Consider the following 19,770-nt stretch of genomic DNA (forward strand, 5'->3'; position numbering starts at 1 on the left):
CACGACAGCTGTGACCGCTCAGGCTATTCGGCCTCATATGAAATGCTTCAACTCGCGCCCGTCTTGCTGTATGAGCCAGCCATGAACGAACACGTCTCCTTTCCGCACCGACCGAAGAGCCGGTCAACTGTCCCGACACGCGCAGCAATGCGCGCAAGGTCTTCATCAAGACCTACGGCTGTCAGATGAACGTCTACGATTCCACCCGCATGGGCGATGCCCTGGCGGGCGAGGGATACGTGACGACGGAAGACATGGATGAGGCGGATCTCGTTCTGCTCAACACCTGTCACATCCGCGAAAAGGCGGCGGAGAAGGTTTATTCCGCACTCGGCCGCTTGCGCGAGATGAAGAAGACCCGTGCCGCCGAGGGCCGCGAATTCATGATCGGCGTCGCAGGCTGCGTCGCCCAGGCCGAAGGCGAGGAGATCATCCGCCGCGCGCCGGCCGTCGACGTGGTCATCGGCCCGCAGACCTATCACCGCCTGCCGGATGCGCTGAAAAAAGCCCGCGCCGGTGAGCGCGTCGTCGATACCGAATATGCGGTCGAGGACAAGTTCGCCCATCTTCCCGCAACCGAAAAGAAGGTCATCCGCTCGCGCGGCGTCACCTCCTTCCTCACCGTGCAGGAAGGCTGCGACAAGTTCTGCACCTTCTGTGTCGTGCCCTATACGCGCGGCTCCGAAGTGTCCCGTCCGGTCAGCCAGATCATCGATGAGGCCAAGCGCTTGGTCGATGCCGGTGTCCGTGAGATCACGCTGCTCGGCCAGAACGTCAATGCTTGGCGCTCTGCAGACGAAAAGGGTAGGGAGCTCGGGCTTGCCGATCTTCTCTACCGTCTGGCCGATGTCCCGGGTCTTGCCCGGCTTCGCTACACGACCAGCCATCCGCGCGACATGGATGATCGCCTGATCGAGGCCCATCGCGATCTGCGCAATCTCATGCCCTATCTGCATCTGCCGGTGCAGGCAGGCTCCGACCGCATCCTGAAAGCCATGAACCGCCGCCACACCGGCGCGGAATATCTGCGCCTGATCGAGCGCATCCGCGCGGCCCGGCCGGATATCGCCATGTCGGGCGATTTCATCGTCGGCTTCCCCGGCGAGACGGATCGGGATTTCGAGGACACGCTGAAGATCGTCGAAGATGTGAATTACGCCTCGGCCTTCTCCTTCAAATATTCGAGCCGCCCCGGCACACCGGGCGCGGATCTGCCGGATCATGTGGCCGAGGAGGTGAAGACCGAACGTCTGGAGCGATTGCAGGCGCTGCTCTTGAAACAGCAGGCCGAATTCGCCACATCCTGCGTTGGAAAGACCATCGATCTGCTGCTGGAAAAGCCGGGCCGCATGCCGGGACAGGTGATCGGACGCTCGCCTTGGCTCCAGTCTGTGAATGTTGATGCAAAAACATCGCAAATCGGTGAGATTATCAGTGTACGAATCACCGGAACTGGCCCGAACAGCTTGTTTGCCGAACCGGCAGAGAGTTTAATCAGGGTCTGATCAGCAAGTGAGGAGCTTGTTTACTTGAACGCACAAGAATTGGTTTCTTCCACAGCGCGTCAACCCCGATCCGCAGCGACCGATGCCAACCACTTCGTCTTGACGTTCGAGAATAACAGGTTAGCCAGCGAGCTCTTTGGTCAGTTCGACCAGAACCTCAAGCTTCTTGAACAGCGTCTCGGCATTGACGCTCGCCCACGAGGCAATTCCGTTTCCATCTCCGGTGATGTCGTTGCCACCAATCAGGCAAGACGCGCACTCGATTTCCTTTATGAGCGACTGCAGAAGGGCGGTTCCGTGGAAGCATCCGATGTCGAAGGCGCAATCCGCATGGCGCAGGCCGCAGACGACCAGCTGACGCTTCCGACCTTGGAGCGCAAGGCAAAACTATCCATGGCGCAGATTTCCACCCGCAAGAAGACCATCCAGGCCCGCACACCCACCCAGGACGCCTATATGCGCGCCCTGGAACGCGCCGAACTTGTCTTCGGCGTCGGCCCGGCCGGTACCGGCAAGACCTATCTCGCCTGCGCCCACGCTGCCCAGCTTCTCGAGCGCGGTGCCGTCGACAAGATCATCCTGACTCGCCCCGCCGTCGAAGCGGGCGAACGCCTCGGCTTCCTGCCGGGTGACATGAAGGAAAAGGTCGATCCCTATCTGCGGCCGCTCTATGACGCGCTCTACGACATGATCCCCGCCGACAAGGTCGATCGGGCGATCACCGCCGGCGTCATCGAGATCGCGCCGCTCGCCTTCATGCGCGGTCGCACGCTCTCCAATGCCGCGATCATCCTCGACGAGGCGCAGAACACGACATCGATGCAGATGAAGATGTTCCTGACGCGTCTGGGCGAAAACGGCCGCATGATCATCACCGGCGACCCGAGCCAGGTCGATCTTCCGCGCGGTGTGAAGTCTGGCCTTGTCGAGGCGCTGCAGATCCTCAAGGGCGTCGAAGGCCTTTCGGTCGTGCGCTTCAAGGACACCGATGTCGTGCGCCATCCGCTGGTCGGTCGCATCGTCAAGGCCTATGACGCGCAATATGCCGTCCACGAGGAAAGCGAGGAAGCTTCCGACCGGTAATCTGGTCGGAAACAGAACTCATGCCCGAGCTAGACATACAGATCAGCGTGGAAGACGACGGCTGGCCGGATGAGGCCGTGCTGGAGGCTTTGAGCGGCAGGGTGCTGGGTGCCGCCGCCGATTTTCTTGCCCGCGAGGAAGCCCAGCCCTTTCCCGACATGGCTCCGGAACTGTCGCTCGTCTTTACCGACGACGATTCCATCCGGGAAATCAACGCCGAGTGGCGCGGCAAGGACAAGCCGACCAACGTCTTGTCTTTCCCCGCTTTTCCGCTCGAACCCGGCGGCATGCCAGGCCCGATGCTGGGCGATATCGTCATCGCCAGACAAACTGTCGAGCGCGAGGCGGTTGATCTCGACAAGAGTTTCGACGATCATCTGACCCATCTTCTGGTCCACGGCTTTCTCCATCTCTTCGGTTACGACCACATGGAGAAGGACGAGGCGGAGGAGATGGAAGCACTTGAGACTCGTATTTTGGCCGTGCTTGGCCTATCTGACCCCTATGCGGGGCAGGACCCGATAATGTAGTTTGGAACAATGAACGATTATTCGAGCAATGTCGCCCGAGAGGGCAAGGACAGTTCGGACTCACCCTCGTCGGACGAGGGCAGTAGTTCGGCGAGATCCGAACACTCATCCAGATCCGGCAATTCCTTCTGGTCGCGGGCGCTGCGCCTGCTGCGACCGTCGCAAGGCGAACAGCTCCGCGAGGACCTCGCCGACGCGCTGATGGCCGATACCAATATCAGCAATGCCTTCTCGCCGGACGAGCGCGCGATGTTGCACAACATCCTGCGCTTCCGCGAAGTCCGCGTCGAGGACATCATGGTGCCCCGCGCCGACATCGAAGCGGTGGACATGAACATGACCATCGGCGAGTTGATGATCCATTTCGAGGAAACCGGGCGCTCCCGCATGCCCGTATACGTTGATAATCTCGATGATGCTCGCGGTTTTGTACATATCCGCGACCTTTTGTCCTACCTCGCCAAGCAGGCGCGCAACAAACGCCGGACCAGCTCCAGGGCCAATTCACCAGCGCAGGTTGCAAATACTATAGAGAAATCCGAAAAACCTGCCCGGACGCCGAAAGCGGCCTTCGATCTCGGTCGTGTGAACCTGGAACAGACGGTCGCGGAAGCCGGGCTGATCCGCAAATTGCTCTTCGTTCCGCCGTCCATGCTGGCATCTGATCTTTTGCGCAGCATGCAGGCGGCGCGCACCCAGCTTGCCCTCGTGATCGACGAATATGGCGGCACCGACGGCCTCGTGTCCCACGAGGACATCGTGGAAATGGTCATCGGCGATGTCGAGGACGAACACGATTCCGACGAGGTCATGTTCTCCAAGACCGGTGACGACATCTTTGTCGCCGATGCGCGCGTCGAGCTCGAGGAGATCGCCAAGGCGATCGGGTCGGACTTCGACATTCGCGATCGTCTCGAAGACGTCGACACGCTCGGCGGACTGATCTTCTCCGCATTGGGACGCATCCCCGTGCGGGGCGAGGTCGTCCAGGCCGTCCCAGGCTTCGAATTCCAGATCCTCGAGGCTGATCCCCGTCGTATCAAGCGCGTGCGGATACTCCGCAAGCGTGCACTCGCCCGTCGCCGTCAGGTGAAGGGCGAGGAGGCGTTGCCGGCTCCGGCCGTCCCTGCCGGGCTGCTTCCGGCGCCCTCGGAAGACCGGGGAGCAAGGCCGGAAGGCTGATCGGATCCTGCAAAGCCCGCGACATCGCGGGCTTTTTTGAAACACTCCCCTGCTGATTCGGGACAAAAGGGGGCATCCATGGAGCGGCTGGCGGGTAGGGTCATGCTACTGTCGGGCATGCCCCGGGTGGCCCTTGCATTCATTGCCGGAGCGGTAGGCGCATTCGCCCTGCCGCCTTTCGGCTTTTTCGCGGCGCTTTTCGTGTCGTTCACGCTGCTGGTCTGGCTGATCGATGGATCGACCGGCAATCCTGGCGGCGGCGTCCTGAGCCGCCTGCGCTCGGCCTTCTTCATCGGCTGGCTCTTCGGTTTCGGTTATTTCGTCGCGAGCCTCTGGTGGCTGGGCAATGCGCTGCTCGTCGAGGCAGACGATTTCGCCTGGGCGTTGCCTCTGGCGGTGCTGGGCCTGCCCGCAGTTCTCGCGCTTTTCTACGGGCTTGCGGCGGCACTGGCGCGCATTCTCTGGTCCGATGGCCTGGGACGCATCGCGGCCCTGGCGGCTGCCTTCGGTCTCGCCGAGTGGCTCCGCGGCTTCGTGCTGACCGGTTTTCCCTGGAATGCCGTCGGCTACGGAGCGATGCCGACACCTCTCATGATGCAGTCGGCGGCGGCGATCGGCATATTCGGTGTCAGCGTTCTCGCCGTTTTCGTCTTCTCGGCGCCGGCTCTCATCGGAACGGGCAAGGGCAAGGTCGCCGGCCTCGGTCTCGCGGCGCTTCTGCTGCTGGCCCATTTCTCCTACGGTGCCTGGCGTCTGCACGGCGCCGATGCGGCCCTTGCGGCGGCCGTGGGAGAACGCAAGACGGTCCGGCTCGTTCAGCCGTTGATCGACCAAGCCGAAAAACTCGACAATACTAACCGCGCCGAGATTTTCGAGGAGCATCTGCGGCTGTCGGCATTGCCGCCGCAAGGGAAGGGGCAGGAGCAGGGAGAAGGCGAGGGCAAGCGCCCCGATATCATCGTCTGGCCGGAAACCTCAGTTCCCTTCATCCTCACCGAAAATCCGGATGCCCTGGCGCGCATTGCCGACGTGCTGCAGGACGGCCAGGTGCTGATCGTCGGTGCCGTGCGTTCGGAAAACGCGGGCGCCGGCATGGCGCCGCGCTTCTATAATTCCATCTATGTCATCGACAGCGACGGCCAGATCATATCCGCGGCCGACAAGGTCCATCTCGTGCCGTTCGGCGAATATGTTCCCTATGAGAACCTGCTGAAGAGCATGGGCGTGACCGACGCAATCGCCATGCCGGGAGGTTTCACCGCCGCTCCTAGCCGCTCATTGCTGACGCTGCCCGGCGGCGCCCTGTTCTATCCGCTGGTCTGCTACGAGGCTATCTTCCCGAACGAGATCGGCCGCGATGTAGAGCGCGCCGCAGCGCTGCTTAATGTGACGAATGATGGCTGGTTCGGCGCCACCCCAGGGCCCTACCAGCACTTTCAGCAGGCAAGGCTCCGTGCCGTGGAAACGGGGCTGTTTCTGATTCTGTGGCGCCAATACAGGCATTTCCGCCGTCGTGGACCCATTCGGCAGGGTAGTAAGCGGCTTGAACTACAATCAAAAGGGCGTGATTGATGCTACCATAGGAGGTGGTGTTCCTGGGGTTTCAGCAGGTGAAACGAAACAGCGTAACTTCTGGTTGTTGTTTATAGTAATGTCGGCAATTGGGGCAATTTCGCGCTTAAGTTTTAAAACGCGCAAGAATTGACCAAAAACCCCCAAAATTGCATAGTGAGAATGCCTACTGTCTCGCCATATGCTTCATGTTTTGGTTCTGTCGTCCCTGAGCGTGAAGCGTATTCTCCATACGCAGACCGGGTTGAGAATTGAAACAACAACTTCGTCAGGACCCCCATTATGATTGAAAATAAGAAGAAACCGAACCCGATCGATATTCACGTCGGGAGTCGGATCCGGTTGCGCCGTACCATGCTTGGCATGAGCCAGGAAAAGCTCGGAGAAAGCTTGGGAATTACCTTCCAGCAGATCCAGAAATACGAGAAGGGCACGAACCGCGTCGGCGCCAGCCGCCTGCAGAATATTTCGAGCATTCTCAACGTACCGGTGTCCTTCTTCTTCGAGGATGCGCCGGGCGACCAGTCCGGAAACGGTGCGGGTGTGGCGGAAGCCTCGAGCTCGAACTATGTCGTCGACTTCCTTTCGTCGTCGGAAGGTCTCCAGCTCAACCGCGCATTCGTCAAGATCGCTGATCCGAAGGTTCGCCGCCGGCTCGTTGATCTCGTGAAGGCGTTGGCCGCAGAAGCCGAGGTCGAGTAGGCGGGAGCTCGATCTGGGGAGGAGTAGGAGGCGGCCTCATCGAGGCCGCTTTTTTTATGCGCAAAAGGCGCAAAAGACGGCCGATTTTACGTATAAAGATATATTTATGTCGTTGTACGCTTGTCTTTGACGTGGGAAGCCACTAAAGAATTGTCGTCTATTCTTTGAGAGGAATCCCGCATGCACGCCAATTACCTGTTCACCAGCGAGTCTGTGGCGGAAGGCCATCCGGACAAGGTTTGTGACCGTATTTCCGATGAAATCGTCGATCTCGTCTACCGCGAAGCCGCCAAGACCGGCGTCGATCCGTGGACGGTTCGCATCGCCTGCGAAACGCTCGCGACCACCAACCGCGTCGTGATCGCCGGCGAAGTCCGTTTGCCGCCGAGCCTGATGAAGAAAGACAAGAACGGCAACGACGTCATCAACCCGTCGAAGTTCAAGTCCGCCGCCCGCAAGGCGATCCGTGACATCGGCTACGAGCAGGACGGCTTCCACTGGAAGACGGCAAAGATCGACGTGCTCCTGCACTCGCAGTCCGCCGACATCGCCCAGGGCGTCGACAGCGCTGCCGACAAGCAGGGCGACGAGGGTGCCGGCGACCAGGGCATCATGTTCGGCTACGCCTGCAAGGAAACGCCGGACCTCATGCCGGCTCCGATCTATTATTCCCACAAGATCCTGCAGCTGCTCGCTGCCGCCCGCAAGAAGGGCGAGGGCGATGCCGGCAAGCTCGGCCCCGATGCCAAGAGCCAGGTGACTGTCCGTTACGAAAACGGCAAGCCAGTCGAGGTCGACTCGATCGTTCTTTCCACCCAGCACATCGATGCCAGCTGGGATTCAAAGAAGGTTCGCCAGGTCGTCGAGCCCTATATCCGCGAAGCGCTGGGCGATCTGCCGATCGCCAAGGACTGCAAGTGGTACATCAACCCGACCGGCAAGTTCGTCATCGGCGGCCCGGATGGTGACGCGGGCCTGACCGGCCGCAAGATCATCGTCGACACCTATGGCGGTGCGGCTCCCCACGGTGGTGGCGCATTCTCCGGCAAGGACACGACCAAGGTTGACCGTTCGGCCGCCTATGCTGCCCGCTACCTCGCCAAAAACGTCGTTGCCGCCGGCTTTGCCGATCGCTGCACGATCCAGATCTCCTACGCGATCGGTATCGCCCAGCCGCTGTCGATCTATGTCGATCTGCACCAGACCGGCAAGAACGTGACGGAAGGCCAGATCGAGAACGCGATCCGCAAGGTCATGGACCTTTCGCCGACCGGCATTCGTCGTCACCTCGACCTCAACAAGCCGATCTATGCCAAGACCTCTGCCTATGGCCATTTCGGTCGCAAGGCGGGCCGCGATGGTTCCTTCTCCTGGGAAAAGACCGATCTGGTCAAGCCGATGAAGGACGCCATGAAGGAAGACCTCCTGGCGGCTGCCGAGTAAGGCTTTTCGGATCGGGGCTTTACCGATCCGGTTCTGACGCGTTAAAGCGGGTGCCTTTCGCAGGCGCCCGCTTTTGTTTTGCCTGCCATTCTGTACGGAAGACTTGGATGAGCAACGATCAGCACCCGACCCGGGCAACCGAAGCCTTTTACGGGCGCCGCAAGGGGAAGCCGCTGCGGGAGCGTCAGGCCGAGGGACTGGCTTCGCTGCTGCCGGTTCTGAAGCTTGATCTTGCCTCGGCACCACCTGCCGATCTGCGCGAGCTTTTCCCCATCCCGGTCGAACGCCTGCGCCTGGAGATCGGTTTCGGCGGCGGTGAGCATCTCGTCCATCGCGCGAAGGAGGATAGTGCGACCGGCTTCATCGGCGTCGAACCCTTCGTCAATTCCATGGCGAAGCTGCTTGGCCAGGTCGAAGAGCACGACCTGAAGAACATCCGTCTTTATGACGACGATGCGACGCAGGTGCTGGACTGGCTGCCGGACGGCTCGATCGATCAGATCGATCTGCTCTACGCCGATCCCTGGCCGAAGCGGAAGCACTGGAAGCGCCGCTTCGTCTCGCAGGTCAACCTGGAGCGGTTCCATCGCGTGCTGAAGCCGGCAGGGCTTTTCTGCTTCGCGTCGGACATCGATACCTATGTGAACTGGACGCTGATCCATTGCCGCGACCATGGCGGTTTCGAATGGACCGCGCGGCAATCGTCTGACTGGCTGACGCCCTATGCGGGCTGGCCGGGGACGCGCTACGAGAACAAGGCGCGTCGCGAAGGGCGGTCTTCTGCCTACCTGACCTTCAGAAAGGTCTAGATCGATCGGCGGTCAGTGCAGGCTGACCGTTTTCAGATCGTCTTCCTGAGCCTTGAAGAAGGTGCTCGAACGATTGTCGGTGAGGAGGATCGGCGTGCCGTCGGCGCCGAACAGGGCCCATAGGTCGAGGCTTGGATCGATATCGGGAGCTTCCGGGAAACAGCGGGTGACTTCTTCAGACCGCATCTTGCGAATGTATCCGACTTCGCCACTGCCGAGATGGGCAAGTTCCGACTGCGTCAAATGAGTATTCGCTTCTTTCAGTAGCATTCCAGCCTCCGGAATTGAGGGCATCAGCGTTGATGCTGATGGTCTACTCTGAGACGGAAATGTTAATTTTTCGCACTATGCGCTGGGGTTCCGGGCGGGTGAGATCGACGGAAAGGAGACCGTTCCTTAACGATGCGGTGCCCACTTCCATACCGTCAGCGAGCACGAAAACCCTTTGAAACTGCCGTGCTGCGATACCCCGATAGAGATAGTTGCGCTCCGGCTGGTCGATCTGCCGTCCACGGATGATCAATTGATTTTCTTCGGTCGTGACATCGAGTTCGGCCTCCGAAAAGCCGGCTACCGCAAGGGTGATCTCGCAGCTTTTCCTCGCCATCCGGCACGTCCGCGCGGATTCTGCTCTATGTTGTAGGGGGATAACCCTCGTTCGCCTTGGCGAGGCGCTCCAGCGTCTTTTCCATCGCGTCGAAGCCCAGCAATAGCGGGCTCGCGAACGGCGTCATTCTGCTCATCGTTCAGTCCTTGCATCAAGCGACCAACCCGATGCCCTGGCGGCACATCGGAACGAGCCATTCATATGGGGGCTGCCTGTCTTGATCGCAAGGCAATCCGGATGACCGCGACGCGCCATCCGGACTGCAATGTCGGCGGCTTGACAAAAAGACGCCGTAGCTACACCACTCCGGTAAAGTTGAGGGAGACGTCATGGCACCGCGCAAGATCATCATAGACACGGACCCGGGCCAGGACGATGCCGCCGCCATCATGCTGGCATTTGCAAGCCCGGAGCAGCTGGAGGTCCTCGGCCTCTGCGCCGTTGCCGGCAACGTGCCGCTCTCTTTCACCAGCCGCAATCTGCGTATTGTCTGCGAACTCTGCGGCAAGCCGGATGCCAAGGTCTACGAGGGCGCGCTGAAGCCGCTGAACCGCCCGCAGGTAACGGCAGAGCACGTCCATGGCCGCACAGGGCTGGACGGCGCCGAGCTGCCGGAGCCCACAATGGCGGCACAGCCCGCCCACGCAGTGGATTTCATCATCGAGACGATGCGTAGCGAACCGGCCGGCACGGTGACGATCTGCACGCTCGGGCCGCTGACCAATCTCGCGCTTGCGCTCACCAAGGCGCCGGATATCGCCGGTCGTATCCAGGAGCTGGTGATGATGGGCGGCGGCCTTTTCGAGGGCGGCAACATCACGCCTGCGGCCGAGTTCAACATCTATGTCGATCCGGAAGCCGCCAAGATCGTTTTCGACGCCGGCATCCCGACCGTGATGATGCCGCTCGACGTGACCCATCAACTGCTGACGACAAAGGCGCGCGTGGCGAAGATCGCCGCGATCGGCACGCGCCCGGCGCAAGTCCTTGTCGAATGGCTCGCCTTCTTCGAACGATTCGATATCGAAAAATACGGCTCGGATGGCGGACCGCTGCATGATCCGACCGTCATCGCCTACCTGCTCAAGCCGGACCTGTTTTCCGGCCGTCATTGCAATGTCGAGATCGAGACCCAGTCCGAATTGACCGTCGGCATGACGGTTGCCGATTGGTGGGGCGTGACGGACCGCAAGCCGAACGCAACCTTCATGCGCAATGTCGACGCCGATGGTTTCTTCGAGCTGCTGACGGAACGGGTGGGCCGCCTTTAACGGCCTGCTGCGTCCCGGCGGTGGAATCGGGTCTTTTGAGGGTATGTCTCAGATCGCTTGGTCGACATCCGAAGCAAGCGGGATCGAAGGCTGTGCGCCGCGCTTGAGGCAGGCGAGTGAGCCGGCCACGGCAGCTCTCTTGAGTGCCTCGGCGAAATTTCGTCCCTGATCAAGGCCGGCGGCCAGATAGCCGCAGAACGTATCGCCCGCGCCAACAGTGTCGACCGGTTCGATCTTAAGGCCCTGCGCCGTGATGATCTCACCATTGTGGATGGCGACCACCCCGTCGCCGCCAAGCGTTACGACAAAGGTCTGCTTTCGCTCACCGTGGAATTTGCGCAGCGCCTCGATGCGATCTTGCGCCGTTGCAGACGGCGTACCGACAAGCAGGTCGAATTCCGTCTCGTTGGCAACGACGATGTCGGCGAGGCTCGCAAGCCGCGCCGCATCGGATGTGAAGGGCGCGGTGTTGAGCAAGGTGACGACGCCTTTTTCCCGTGCCGCCTTCAAAGCCGTTTCGACCGCTGCGACCGGCGTTTCGATCTGCAGCATCAGAATATCGCCGGAGGACATGGCAGCGACGGTCTTCGTCGCGTCGTCAGCTGTTATGGTGCCGTTCGCGCCCGGAACCACGGCAATCATGTTCTCGCCGTCGCCGCCCACGAGGATCAGCGCCGTGCCGGTCGGTTCCGAAACCGTCTGGACGAGCGAGAGATCGGTGCCGGCGTCCTTCAGCAATTGCAGCGCCGGTTCCGCGAAACCGTCGCCACCGACGGCGCCGGACATTTTTACCTCACTGCCCGCGCGGCGTGCTGCAAGCGCCTGGTTTGCGCCCTTGCCGCCGGCGGCAGTGGCAAAGCTCGTACCGGGCACCGTCTCGCCGGGTTTCGGCAGGACTGCCGTATTGGCGATGAGATCCATGTTGATGGAGCCGAAGACAGTGATCATGTGCAGCCTGCCGTTTGATGAAATGAAGCTGCGGGACACTGCCCGACAGCATTACTCTTCGTCAACCACCCGCAGTCGCAGAAGACCGGTGCGGCTTTCGACCGACTTCTGTGCAGGCGCCTCCGCTGCCGGATCCGGGCTGGTCGGCGCTTCCAGTTCCATCGAGGTGATCCGGTTGCCGCGGCGCGTCAGCTTCTCCGTTGACGTCAGGATCTGCTCGACATCCTTTTCTGCGGCCAGGAAATGCGATTGCAGCTTGCGTGTCCGGTCATCGAGGCGTCCGAGATCTTCCATCAGCAGGCCGACTTCACCCTGGATGAGATGCGCCTGCTCGCGCATCCGCTGGTCGCGCAGCACCGCCTGGATGACCTGGATAGATAGTAGCAGCAGCGACGGCGAAACGATGACGACGCGGGCGCGTTGCGCCTTCTGCACCACGGCGTCAAAATGCTCGTGGATCTCGGCGAAAATCGATTCCGACGGCACGAAGAGAAGGACGGTGTCCTGCGTTTCTCCTGCGATCAGGTATTTCTCCGCCACGTCCTTGATGTGGACTTCCATGTCGCGGCGAAACTGCTGGCCGGCTGCGCGGCGTGCTTCGGGCGAGGCTGCCTCGCGAAACGCATTCCACGCTTCCAGCGGAAACTTGGCGTCGATGACGAGCGGCGGCGCGCCATTCGGCATGCGGATCACGCAGTCGGGGCGGGTGCCGTTGGACAGCGGCGATTGGAAGGAATAGGCGCCCTGGGGCAGCCCGTCGGCGACGATCGCTTCCATCCGCCCCTGGCCGAAGGCGCCGCGGGTCTGCTTGTTGGAGAGGATCGCCTGTAGTCCGACGACATCCTTGGCCAGCGTCTGGATATTGTTCTGCGCCGCGTCGATGACGGCTAGCCGCTCCTGCAGCTTGCGCAGGTTCTCATGGGTCGATTTCGTCTGCTCGGTGATCGTCGAGCCCAGCCGGTGCGTCATGCCGTCGAGCCGCTGGTTGACGGCCTGGTTCAGCTCGCTCTGGCGGGTGGTGATGGTCTCCGCCATGGCGGCGACGCGGCCGTGCATCTCGCCCTGCATGCGCACCAGCTCGGCGAGACGCGCTTCGGCGTCGGCCGTGCGCCGCATCATCTCGTCCCTCTGCCCGCCGCCCAGGCGCAGCACGAGGATCGCGACAAGGAGCAGAAACAGGACCGCGGCGCCGGCCAGGATCAGGGTTTGCGACGGGTCACCGGACGGGAAAAGGGCGGTCAAAGGCTCTATCATGCGGGCAATCTAGCAGAACGTGAGCGGATGGAAAGATCAAAACGTGAACATATGTCGGCAAAGCTATGTCTTGCCTGTTTTCATGCCGCAAAAGATGCGCTATGGGGGCGGAATGACGATCAAGCCGCTTATCATTCTTCCCGACCCGCTTCTGCGCCAGGTTTCGACCCCGATCGAGACCGTCGACGCGGATGTTCTAAAGCTTGCCGACGACATGCTGGAAACCATGTATGATGCGCCGGGCATCGGCCTTGCCGCAATCCAGATCGGCATAGCCAAGCGCATGCTCGTGATCGATGTGTCGCGCGAGGACGAAGAGAAAATCCTCAGGTCATCATCAACCCGGAAATCCTGAAATTCTCGGACGAGCCTTCGGTCTATGAGGAAGGCTGCCTTTCGATCCCGGAATATTACGCCGAAGTCGAGCGTCCGGCGATCGTCAACGTCAAATATGTCGGTCGCGACGGCAAGGAACACATGATGGAGGCCGACGGCCTTCTCGCAACCTGCGTGCAGCACGAGATCGACCACCTGAACGGCGTGCTCTTCATCGACCACATCTCGCGCCTGAAGCGCGAGATGGTGATCAAGAAGTTCACCAAGGCTGCCAAGGGCAAGGCGATCTAACACGGCGCTGCGGCGATCCGAAACCGGAAGGCGCGCTTTTGAAGCGTGGAAGGTCCATGTCTCTTCGCATCATCTTCATGGGCACGCCGGAATTTTCCGTGCCGACGCTGCAGAACCTGAAGCAGGCGGGCCATGAGATCGTTGCGGCCTACACCCAGCCGCCGCGCCCGGCCGGTCGCCGCGGTCTCGACCTCACCAAGTCGCCCGTGCATCAGGCTGCCGAGCTGCTGGGGATCCCGGTGCTGACGCCGCTCAACTTCAAGGCCGAGGAAGATCGGGAGACGTTTCGTGCATTCAACGCGGATGTCGCGGTGGTCGTCGCCTATGGCCTGCTGCTGCCGGTCGCCATCCTCGAAGGCACGCGTTTCGGCTGCTATAATGGCCATGCTTCGCTCCTGCCGCGCTGGCGGGGTGCCGCGCCGATTCAGCGGGCGATCATGGCGGGTGACGAAAAGACCGGCATGATCGTCATGAAGATGGAAAAGGGCTCGACACCGGCCCGATGGCGCTGACGAGAGAAGTCGCGATTTCCGAACAGATGACGGCCGGTGAGCTGCACGACAAGCTCATGCTCGTCGGTGCGCGCGCCATGGTCGAGGCGATGGAAAAGCTTGAGGCCGATGATCTGCCGCTGACGCCGCAGCCGGAAGAGGGTGTGCTCTACGCCGCCAAGATCGACAAGGCGGAAACCCGCATCGATTTTTCCAGACCCGCGCGGGACGTGCACAATCACATCCGCGGCCTGTCGCCCTTCCCGGGCGCGTGGTTCGAGGCAGAGATCAACGGCAAGCCGGAACGCATCAAGGTGCTGTCTTCGACGATGGGCGAAGGGCATGGCGAAGCCGGCGAGTTTCTCGACGATGCGCTGACGGCCGCCTGCGGCGATGGTGCGGTGAAGCTGACACGCCTGCAGAAGGCGGGCGGCAAGCCGCTGGATGCTGCCGAGTTCCTGCGCGGAACATCGCTGCCGAAAGGCACGAAACTGCCGCTCGGATCCGCCTGATGCCGCGCTTCCGCATGACCGTCGAATATGACGGCACCGCCTATGTCGGCTGGCAGATGCAGGAAAACGGCCACTCGGTGCAGGCCGCATTGCAGAACGGCATCCTGTCGCTCACCGGCGAGACGGTGACGATCCGTGGTGCTGGCAGAACGGATTCCGGCGTGCATGCCTTCGGCCAGGTCATCCATGCCGATCTTTCGCGCGACTGGCAGCCTTTCAAGCTGCGCAATGCGCTGAACGCCCATCTGATGATGGCGAACGAGCGTGTCTCGGTCATCGACGTGCAGCAGGTGGACGGCACATTCGACGCGCGCTTTTCAGCGGTGAAGCGGCACTATCTCTATCGCATCATCAACCGTCCGTCGCCGCTGGCGGTCGAGGCTGGCCATGCGTGGTGGGTGCCGAAGCCGCTCGATCATGAGGCGATGCATGCGGCAGCCCAGATGCTGGTCGGCCATCACGACTTCACCACCTTCCGCTCGGCCCATTGCCAGGCCACGAGCCCGGTCCGCACGCTCGATCGCCTGGATGTGAGCCGGACGGGTGACCTGATCGAGATCCGCGCCAGCGCCCAGAGCTTTCTGCACAACCAGATCCGCTCCTTCGCCGGCACGCTGAAACTCGCCGGTGACGGCAAGATGACGCCGGACGACGTGCGGGCGGCGCTCGAAGCGCGCGACCGCAAGGAATGCGGCCCGGTGGCGCCGCCGGAAGGGCTATACTTCCTGAAGGTCGACTATCCGGGCGACGCTCAGTAGGGCGAGACCTCGAGATAGGATCTGAGCAGATCCGAAATGATCAGGCTCGGGATCATCAGCACCAGCATGAAGGCGGTCAGAACCAGCGCCTGCGGACCGCAGATATGGCGCAGGATGCGCGAAACGGCAAAGATCGTCGAGGCCAGAAGTATGATCTGCAGCAGGGCGATGAAGCCTGCAGCGCCGGGCAGCAGGAACAGCAGCGCCGTCAGCACCGCATAGGCATAGGCGACCGGAACCGACAGCCAGTTTGTCGATGCGACGATCGCCGTGAACTTGCGTTCGGCGTTGAGCAGCAGGCATAGCCCGCCGACAAGGACCAGCGGCAGGACCCAGTTGACCGCCTCGATGAGAAACAGCCGGAGGAAGAACGGTGCTCCGGCCTTGGCGCCCTCGGGGCCGGCGGCGAGGAAGGCGAAGCGCATCCCGGCCCAGTAGACGAACATGGCCGGCAGGCACCAGACGAAGGCCCAGAACGACCGCATCATGCCACGATCGGTCAGGTCGAGTAGGCGGAGTCCCTGCGGATCGCCTTTGACCATCAGCCAGAGGCCGGAAATGTAGAGCTTTATCTCGGCAAATGAAGGCAATTGAGATCTCGCGGACTATCTTGGGGCGTGTTCAGATTATGTATGATCAGGGCACATAGATGCCGAGTTGTTTTTCGATCGGTTCCAGCAGCGCCCAGGCAAGGCTCATGGCGACGATGATCGTCAGCCGTCCCAACGGGTTGCCACCGACGACAATACGCAAAATGCGCCAGGTCGCGATGAACAGGACTGCAATGTACAGCACAAGCAACGCATAAAGACTGTAGGCACTGACCACCCACCATCGGTCGTCGGTTGCGTCCGGTGCGAAAATGATGGCGAGAAGCACCGCGGCTCCTATATAGACCGCCGCCACCGAGCCCCAGTTGCAGATCACCACCAGCGTACGAAACAGGGCACGTTTGCGCAGAAGCGCAAGCGCCACGAACACGCCGGCGAGCGGCAGCAACCAGTCGGCAATGCCTGCGACGAGAGACTTGGCGAGAAAGCTCGCGGTCGTTTCCCGGCTATCCGGAAAGGCCGCCAGATGCTCGTTTCGCTGGTCGAGCCACAGTAACAGGAGTGCCGGCAGGCACCAGACGAAGGCCCAGAAGGAGCGCAGCACTCCACGGTCGGAAATGTCGAAGGCGCTCAGGCCCCGCGCATCGCCTTTGAAGAGCAGCCAGATGCCGCCGAGAGAATGTTTTAGCTCATGAAGGGATGGCATCGCCGAACCAGCGGGAAATGAAGGTTCCGTAGATCTGGGTCAGGGTTTCGAGGTCGGCAAGGGCGACGCGCTCGTCCACCATGTGCATGGTCTGGCCGACAAGGCCGAATTCCACCACCGGGCAATAATCCTTGATGAAGCGTGCGTCCGACGTGCCGCCGGTCGTCGAAAGCTTCGGCTGCTTGCCGGTCACCGCCTCGACGGCGGAAGACAGCGAGCCGATCAGGGCATTGTTGCGGGTGAGGAAGACATGGCTCGGACGCTCGGCCCAGGTGATTTCGTAGCGGGTCGGATCGCGATCGGGCCGCAGTGCCTCATCGCCGGCAGCTGCGTCGAGACGGCGGATGATCTCGGCCTTCACGGTCTCGGCGGTCCAGGTGTCGTTGAAGCGGATGTTGAACGAGAAGGTTGCCTTGGCCGGAATGACATTGGTCGCCGGATTGCCGACATCGACCGAGGTCACTTCCAGATTGGAGGCCGGGAATTCCGGCGTACCGGCATCGAAGGGCGGGTCCATCAGGGAGCCTGCCAGCGGCAGCAGTCCGCGCACCGGATTGTCGGCGAGATGCGGATAGGCGGCATGGCCCTGCACGCCAAGGACGGTGACCTTTCCCGAGACCGAGCCGCGACGGCCGATCTTGATCATGTCGCCGAGCACATCCGGGTTGGTCGGCTCGCCGACGAGGCAGGCATCCCAGCGCTCGCCCTTTTCGGCGGCCCATTTCAGAAGCTTTTCCGTGCCGTTGACGGAGGGGCCTTCCTCGTCGCCGGTGATCAGGAAGGAAATCGATCCCTCTGGCGCACCATGCGTCTCGATGTGGCGAGCGACGGCGGCGATGAAGCAGGCGATTCCGCCCTTCATGTCGACAGCACCGCGGCCGAACATTTCGCCATCGGCGATCTCGGCGGCAAAGGGCGGATGGCTCCAGGAAGCCTCGTCGCCGACGGGCACGACATCCGTATGGCCGGCGAACATGAGATGCGGCCCGTCGGTGCCGATCCGCGCATAGAGGTTCTCGATGTCCGGCAGGCCCGGCTCCGTGGCGATCATCCGCTCGACCGTAAAGCCGAGCGGGGTGAGCATGGCCTCGAGTGCGCTAAGCGCGCCGCCTTCCGCCGGGGTGACGGAAGGGCAGCGGATCAGCGTTTGCAGGTTCGCAATCGGATCGACAACAGACATCGAACAGGGCCTCGCTTAGTCGCGCAGCAGTTCGTTGATGCCAGTCTTGGAACGCGTCTTCTCGTCGACCGTCTTTACGATGACGGCGCAATAGAGATGCGGCGCGGCAAGGCCATTCGGCATCGTGGCATTGCCGGAAGGCATCGAGCCGGCGACGACGACCGAGTAAGGAGGCACTTCGCCGAAGGTCACTTCGCCGGTGGCGCGATTGACGATCTTGGTCGACTTGCCGATGTAGACGCCCATGCCGAGCACGGAACCTTCGCGGATGATGCAGCCTTCAACGACTTCCGAGCGGGCGCCGATAAAACAATTGTCTTCGATGATGGTAGGGCCGGCCTGCATCGGCTCCAAGACGCCGCCGATGCCGACGCCGCCGGAGAGATGCACGTGCTTGCCGATCTGGGCGCAGGAGCCGACGGTGGCCCAGGTATCGACCATCGTGCCTTCATCGACATAGGCGCCGAGATTGACGAAGGATGGCATCAGCACGACGTTCTTGGCGATATAGGCCGAGCGGCGCACGACGGCATTGGGCACGGCGCGGAAACCGGCGGAGCGGAACTGGTTTTCGCCCCAGCCTTCGAACTTCGACGGAACCTTGTCCCACCAGGTGGAGGCGCCCGGGCCGCCCTTGACGACTTCCATATCGTTCAGGCGGAAGGAGAGCAGAACAGCCTTCTTGAGCCACTGGTTGACGGTCCATGTACCGTCTTCGCCGCGAACCGCGACGCGGGCTTGGCCACCGTCGAGCAGGTTCAGCGATTCTTCGACGGCATCGCGAACCTCGCCCTTGGTCGAGACGTTGACGCTGTCGCGGTTGTCGAAAGCGGTCTCGATGGTCTTTTCGAGGGCGGCGAAGTCGAAGCTGCTCATGGAATATCCTTAAACGTCACGCGGTATCGTGATGGCTGGGGAGGTGGTCAATCGGTTCCATTTGCTCTAAGCGACCGCCACTCAAGCGTCAATGTGCATTGGCGTCGACAACAGTCGGCGCGGGAAGGAAGCAAGGCATGGCAAAGAGTAAATCCGCTGTTCGCGGCCAAGGGCAGGTACAGGAGAAGCGAGGCTGGGACCCGCTGAAGGACAGCACCGCGGACAAGCATGCGGCCGCCGCCCAGCCCAAGACGCCACAGACGCAGTCGCCCTCCTACCGTCTTGCCTTTGCCGACGAGGATTTTCTCTGCAGCAAGGAACTGCGCCCGCTCAGGCTGCAGCTGGAGCTCGCCAAGGCCGAGATGATCCTGTCGGAAATGGGCATCAATTCCACCGTCGTCCTTTTCGGCGGCGCGCGTATTCCAGCCCCCGGGCAGGCGCCTTGGGCGGCCAAGAACGAGACCCAGCGCAACAGCTTGCAGGCGGCCTCGGTCTATTACGAGGAAGCACGCAAGTTCGCGGCACTCTGCGGAGAGTATTCGGCAAAGTTCGACCACAAGGAATATGTGGTCGTGACCGGCGGTGGCCCCGGCGTCATGGAAGCGGGCAATCGCGGCGCGACCGAAGTGGGGGCGCCGACGATCGGCCTCAACATCATGCTGCCGCACGAGCAGGCGCCCAATCCCTATGTGACGCCGGAACTGTCGTTCAACTTCCACTACTTCGCCATCCGCAAGATGCATTTCATGATGCGTGCGAAGGCGGTTGCGGTGTTTCCGGGCGGCTTCGGTACGCTGGATGAGATGTTCGAGGCGCTGACCCTGATCCAGACCAAGCGCATGGAGCCCATTCCGCTCATCCTGTTTGCCGAAAAGTTCTGGCGCAGCATCATCAATTTCGAGGCGCTTGCCGATTTCGGCACGATCGCGCCGGAGGATATCGGCCTCATCAACTTCGTCGAAACGGCGGACGAGGCCTGGAAGGTCATCCAGGATTTCTACGAGAAATAAGCGCTGCTGAAAATGAAAGGACCCGCTCCCTGAAATCCAGGAAGCGGGCCCTTTTCCGACGACGGCCGGTACTAGTTCCGTAATGGGGGGCGAGGAACTAGAGGGGCGGTCCGGCAAGTCGTCGATGGAAATCGTGTTGTCCTTGTTGGTATC

17 protein-coding genes and 4 pseudogenes are annotated in these 19,770 nt (G+C 61.5%); 13 read left to right on the forward strand and 8 right to left on the reverse strand.

Annotated elements, in window-relative coordinates; genetic code table 11:
• The first annotated feature begins 185 nt into the window (after positions 1–185).
• The 8 genes and pseudogenes from miaB (at position 186) to trmB (ending at position 8,826) form a co-directional block, all read left to right on the forward strand.
• Entirely contained in the window at positions 186–1,505 is a 1,320-nt protein-coding gene (gene miaB, locus N7E02_RS17915; protein ID WP_286583663.1) for a tRNA (N6-isopentenyl adenosine(37)-C2)-methylthiotransferase MiaB, read from the forward strand.
• A gap of 24 nt (positions 1,506–1,529) precedes the next feature.
• Complete coding sequence (locus tag N7E02_RS17920) at positions 1,530–2,588, forward strand: PhoH family protein (RefSeq protein WP_286583664.1); 1,059 nt, start codon at positions 1,530–1,532, stop codon at positions 2,586–2,588.
• Positions 2,589–2,608: 20 nt separating this feature from the next.
• Positions 2,609–3,118, forward strand: coding sequence for an rRNA maturation RNase YbeY (gene ybeY, locus N7E02_RS17925; RefSeq protein ID WP_286583665.1), 510 nt, complete (start codon positions 2,609–2,611; stop codon positions 3,116–3,118).
• A gap of 9 nt (positions 3,119–3,127) precedes the next feature.
• Positions 3,128–4,300, forward strand: a complete 1,173-nt coding sequence (locus tag N7E02_RS17930; protein WP_286583666.1) for a hemolysin family protein — start codon at positions 3,128–3,130, stop codon at positions 4,298–4,300.
• Positions 4,301–4,378: 78 nt separating this feature from the next.
• Positions 4,379–6,005: pseudogene (lnt, locus tag N7E02_RS17935) on the forward strand (apolipoprotein N-acyltransferase).
• Positions 6,006–6,154: 149 nt separating this feature from the next.
• Positions 6,155–6,574, forward strand: a complete 420-nt coding sequence (locus N7E02_RS17940; RefSeq protein ID WP_286583668.1) for a helix-turn-helix domain-containing protein — start codon at positions 6,155–6,157, stop codon at positions 6,572–6,574.
• A 180-nt stretch (positions 6,575–6,754) separates the two neighbouring features.
• On the forward strand, positions 6,755–8,017 hold the full coding sequence (metK, locus tag N7E02_RS17945) for a methionine adenosyltransferase (RefSeq protein WP_286583669.1): 1,263 nt from the start codon (positions 6,755–6,757) through the stop codon (positions 8,015–8,017).
• A 107-nt stretch (positions 8,018–8,124) separates the two neighbouring features.
• Positions 8,125–8,826: a tRNA (guanine(46)-N(7))-methyltransferase TrmB gene (gene trmB, locus N7E02_RS17950; RefSeq protein ID WP_286583670.1), complete on the forward strand. Its 702-nt coding sequence runs from the start codon at positions 8,125–8,127 to the stop codon at positions 8,824–8,826.
• A 12-nt stretch (positions 8,827–8,838) separates the two neighbouring features.
• Here the strand turns inward: trmB and N7E02_RS17955 are convergent, their stop codons facing one another.
• A complete protein-coding gene (locus N7E02_RS17955; protein WP_286583671.1) occupies positions 8,839–9,096 on the reverse strand; it encodes a BQ00720 family protein in 258 nt (85 codons plus the stop codon).
• A 43-nt stretch (positions 9,097–9,139) separates the two neighbouring features.
• Positions 9,140–9,569: pseudogene (locus N7E02_RS17960) on the reverse strand (Hsp20 family protein).
• 193 nt (positions 9,570–9,762) lie between these two features.
• On the opposite strand from N7E02_RS17960, the gene N7E02_RS17965 reads away from it, so the two are divergent.
• Positions 9,763–10,704 carry a nucleoside hydrolase gene (locus N7E02_RS17965; RefSeq protein ID WP_286583672.1) on the forward strand — a complete coding sequence of 314 codons (942 nt, stop codon included), beginning with the start codon at positions 9,763–9,765 and terminating at the stop codon, positions 10,702–10,704.
• 48 nt (positions 10,705–10,752) lie between these two features.
• Here the strand turns inward: N7E02_RS17965 and N7E02_RS17970 are convergent, their stop codons facing one another.
• On the reverse strand, positions 10,753–11,652 hold the full coding sequence (locus tag N7E02_RS17970; RefSeq protein ID WP_286583673.1) for a ribokinase: 900 nt from the start codon (positions 11,650–11,652) through the stop codon (positions 10,753–10,755).
• A gap of 51 nt (positions 11,653–11,703) precedes the next feature.
• Positions 11,704–12,906: a DNA recombination protein RmuC gene (locus N7E02_RS17975; RefSeq protein ID WP_374730713.1), complete on the reverse strand. Its 1,203-nt coding sequence runs from the start codon at positions 12,904–12,906 to the stop codon at positions 11,704–11,706.
• A 112-nt stretch (positions 12,907–13,018) separates the two neighbouring features.
• Here N7E02_RS17975 and def point away from each other — a divergent pair.
• The 3 genes and pseudogenes from def (at position 13,019) to truA (ending at position 15,294) form a co-directional block, all read left to right on the forward strand.
• Positions 13,019–13,533: pseudogene (gene def / locus N7E02_RS17980) on the forward strand (peptide deformylase).
• A gap of 56 nt (positions 13,534–13,589) precedes the next feature.
• A pseudogene (fmt, locus tag N7E02_RS17985) lies at positions 13,590–14,536 on the forward strand (methionyl-tRNA formyltransferase).
• Positions 14,536–15,294 carry a tRNA pseudouridine(38-40) synthase TruA gene (gene truA / locus N7E02_RS17990; RefSeq protein WP_286583674.1) on the forward strand — a complete coding sequence of 253 codons (759 nt, stop codon included), beginning with the start codon at positions 14,536–14,538 and terminating at the stop codon, positions 15,292–15,294. The pseudogene fmt and the gene truA overlap by 1 nt, the downstream one beginning before the upstream one ends.
• On the opposite strand, the gene N7E02_RS17995 is transcribed toward truA, so the two are convergent.
• The 4 genes from N7E02_RS17995 to dapD are packed head-to-tail and all read right to left on the reverse strand — an operon-like array spanning position 15,288 to position 18,607.
• Positions 15,288–15,884: a hypothetical protein gene (locus N7E02_RS17995; RefSeq protein WP_286583675.1), complete on the reverse strand. Its 597-nt coding sequence runs from the start codon at positions 15,882–15,884 to the stop codon at positions 15,288–15,290. The genes truA and N7E02_RS17995 overlap by 7 nt on opposite strands.
• Positions 15,885–15,930: 46 nt before the next feature.
• Positions 15,931–16,551: a hypothetical protein gene (locus N7E02_RS18000; protein WP_286583676.1), complete on the reverse strand. Its 621-nt coding sequence runs from the start codon at positions 16,549–16,551 to the stop codon at positions 15,931–15,933.
• Entirely contained in the window at positions 16,535–17,731 is a 1,197-nt protein-coding gene (gene dapE, locus N7E02_RS18005; RefSeq protein WP_286583678.1) for a succinyl-diaminopimelate desuccinylase, read from the reverse strand. The genes N7E02_RS18000 and dapE overlap by 17 nt, the downstream gene beginning before the upstream one ends.
• A gap of 15 nt (positions 17,732–17,746) precedes the next feature.
• Positions 17,747–18,607, reverse strand: coding sequence for a 2,3,4,5-tetrahydropyridine-2,6-dicarboxylate N-succinyltransferase (gene dapD, locus N7E02_RS18010; RefSeq protein WP_286583679.1), 861 nt, complete (start codon positions 18,605–18,607; stop codon positions 17,747–17,749).
• 137 nt (positions 18,608–18,744) lie between these two features.
• Between dapD and N7E02_RS18015 the strand changes: the two genes are divergently transcribed.
• Positions 18,745–19,617, forward strand: a complete 873-nt coding sequence (locus N7E02_RS18015) for an LOG family protein (RefSeq protein WP_286583680.1) — start codon at positions 18,745–18,747, stop codon at positions 19,615–19,617.
• The last annotated feature ends 153 nt before the right edge of the window (positions 19,618–19,770 follow it).

The sequence above is a fragment of the Terrirhizobium terrae genome, assembly GCF_030323265.1.
GTDB lineage: Bacteria > Pseudomonadota > Alphaproteobacteria > Rhizobiales > Rhizobiaceae > Neorhizobium.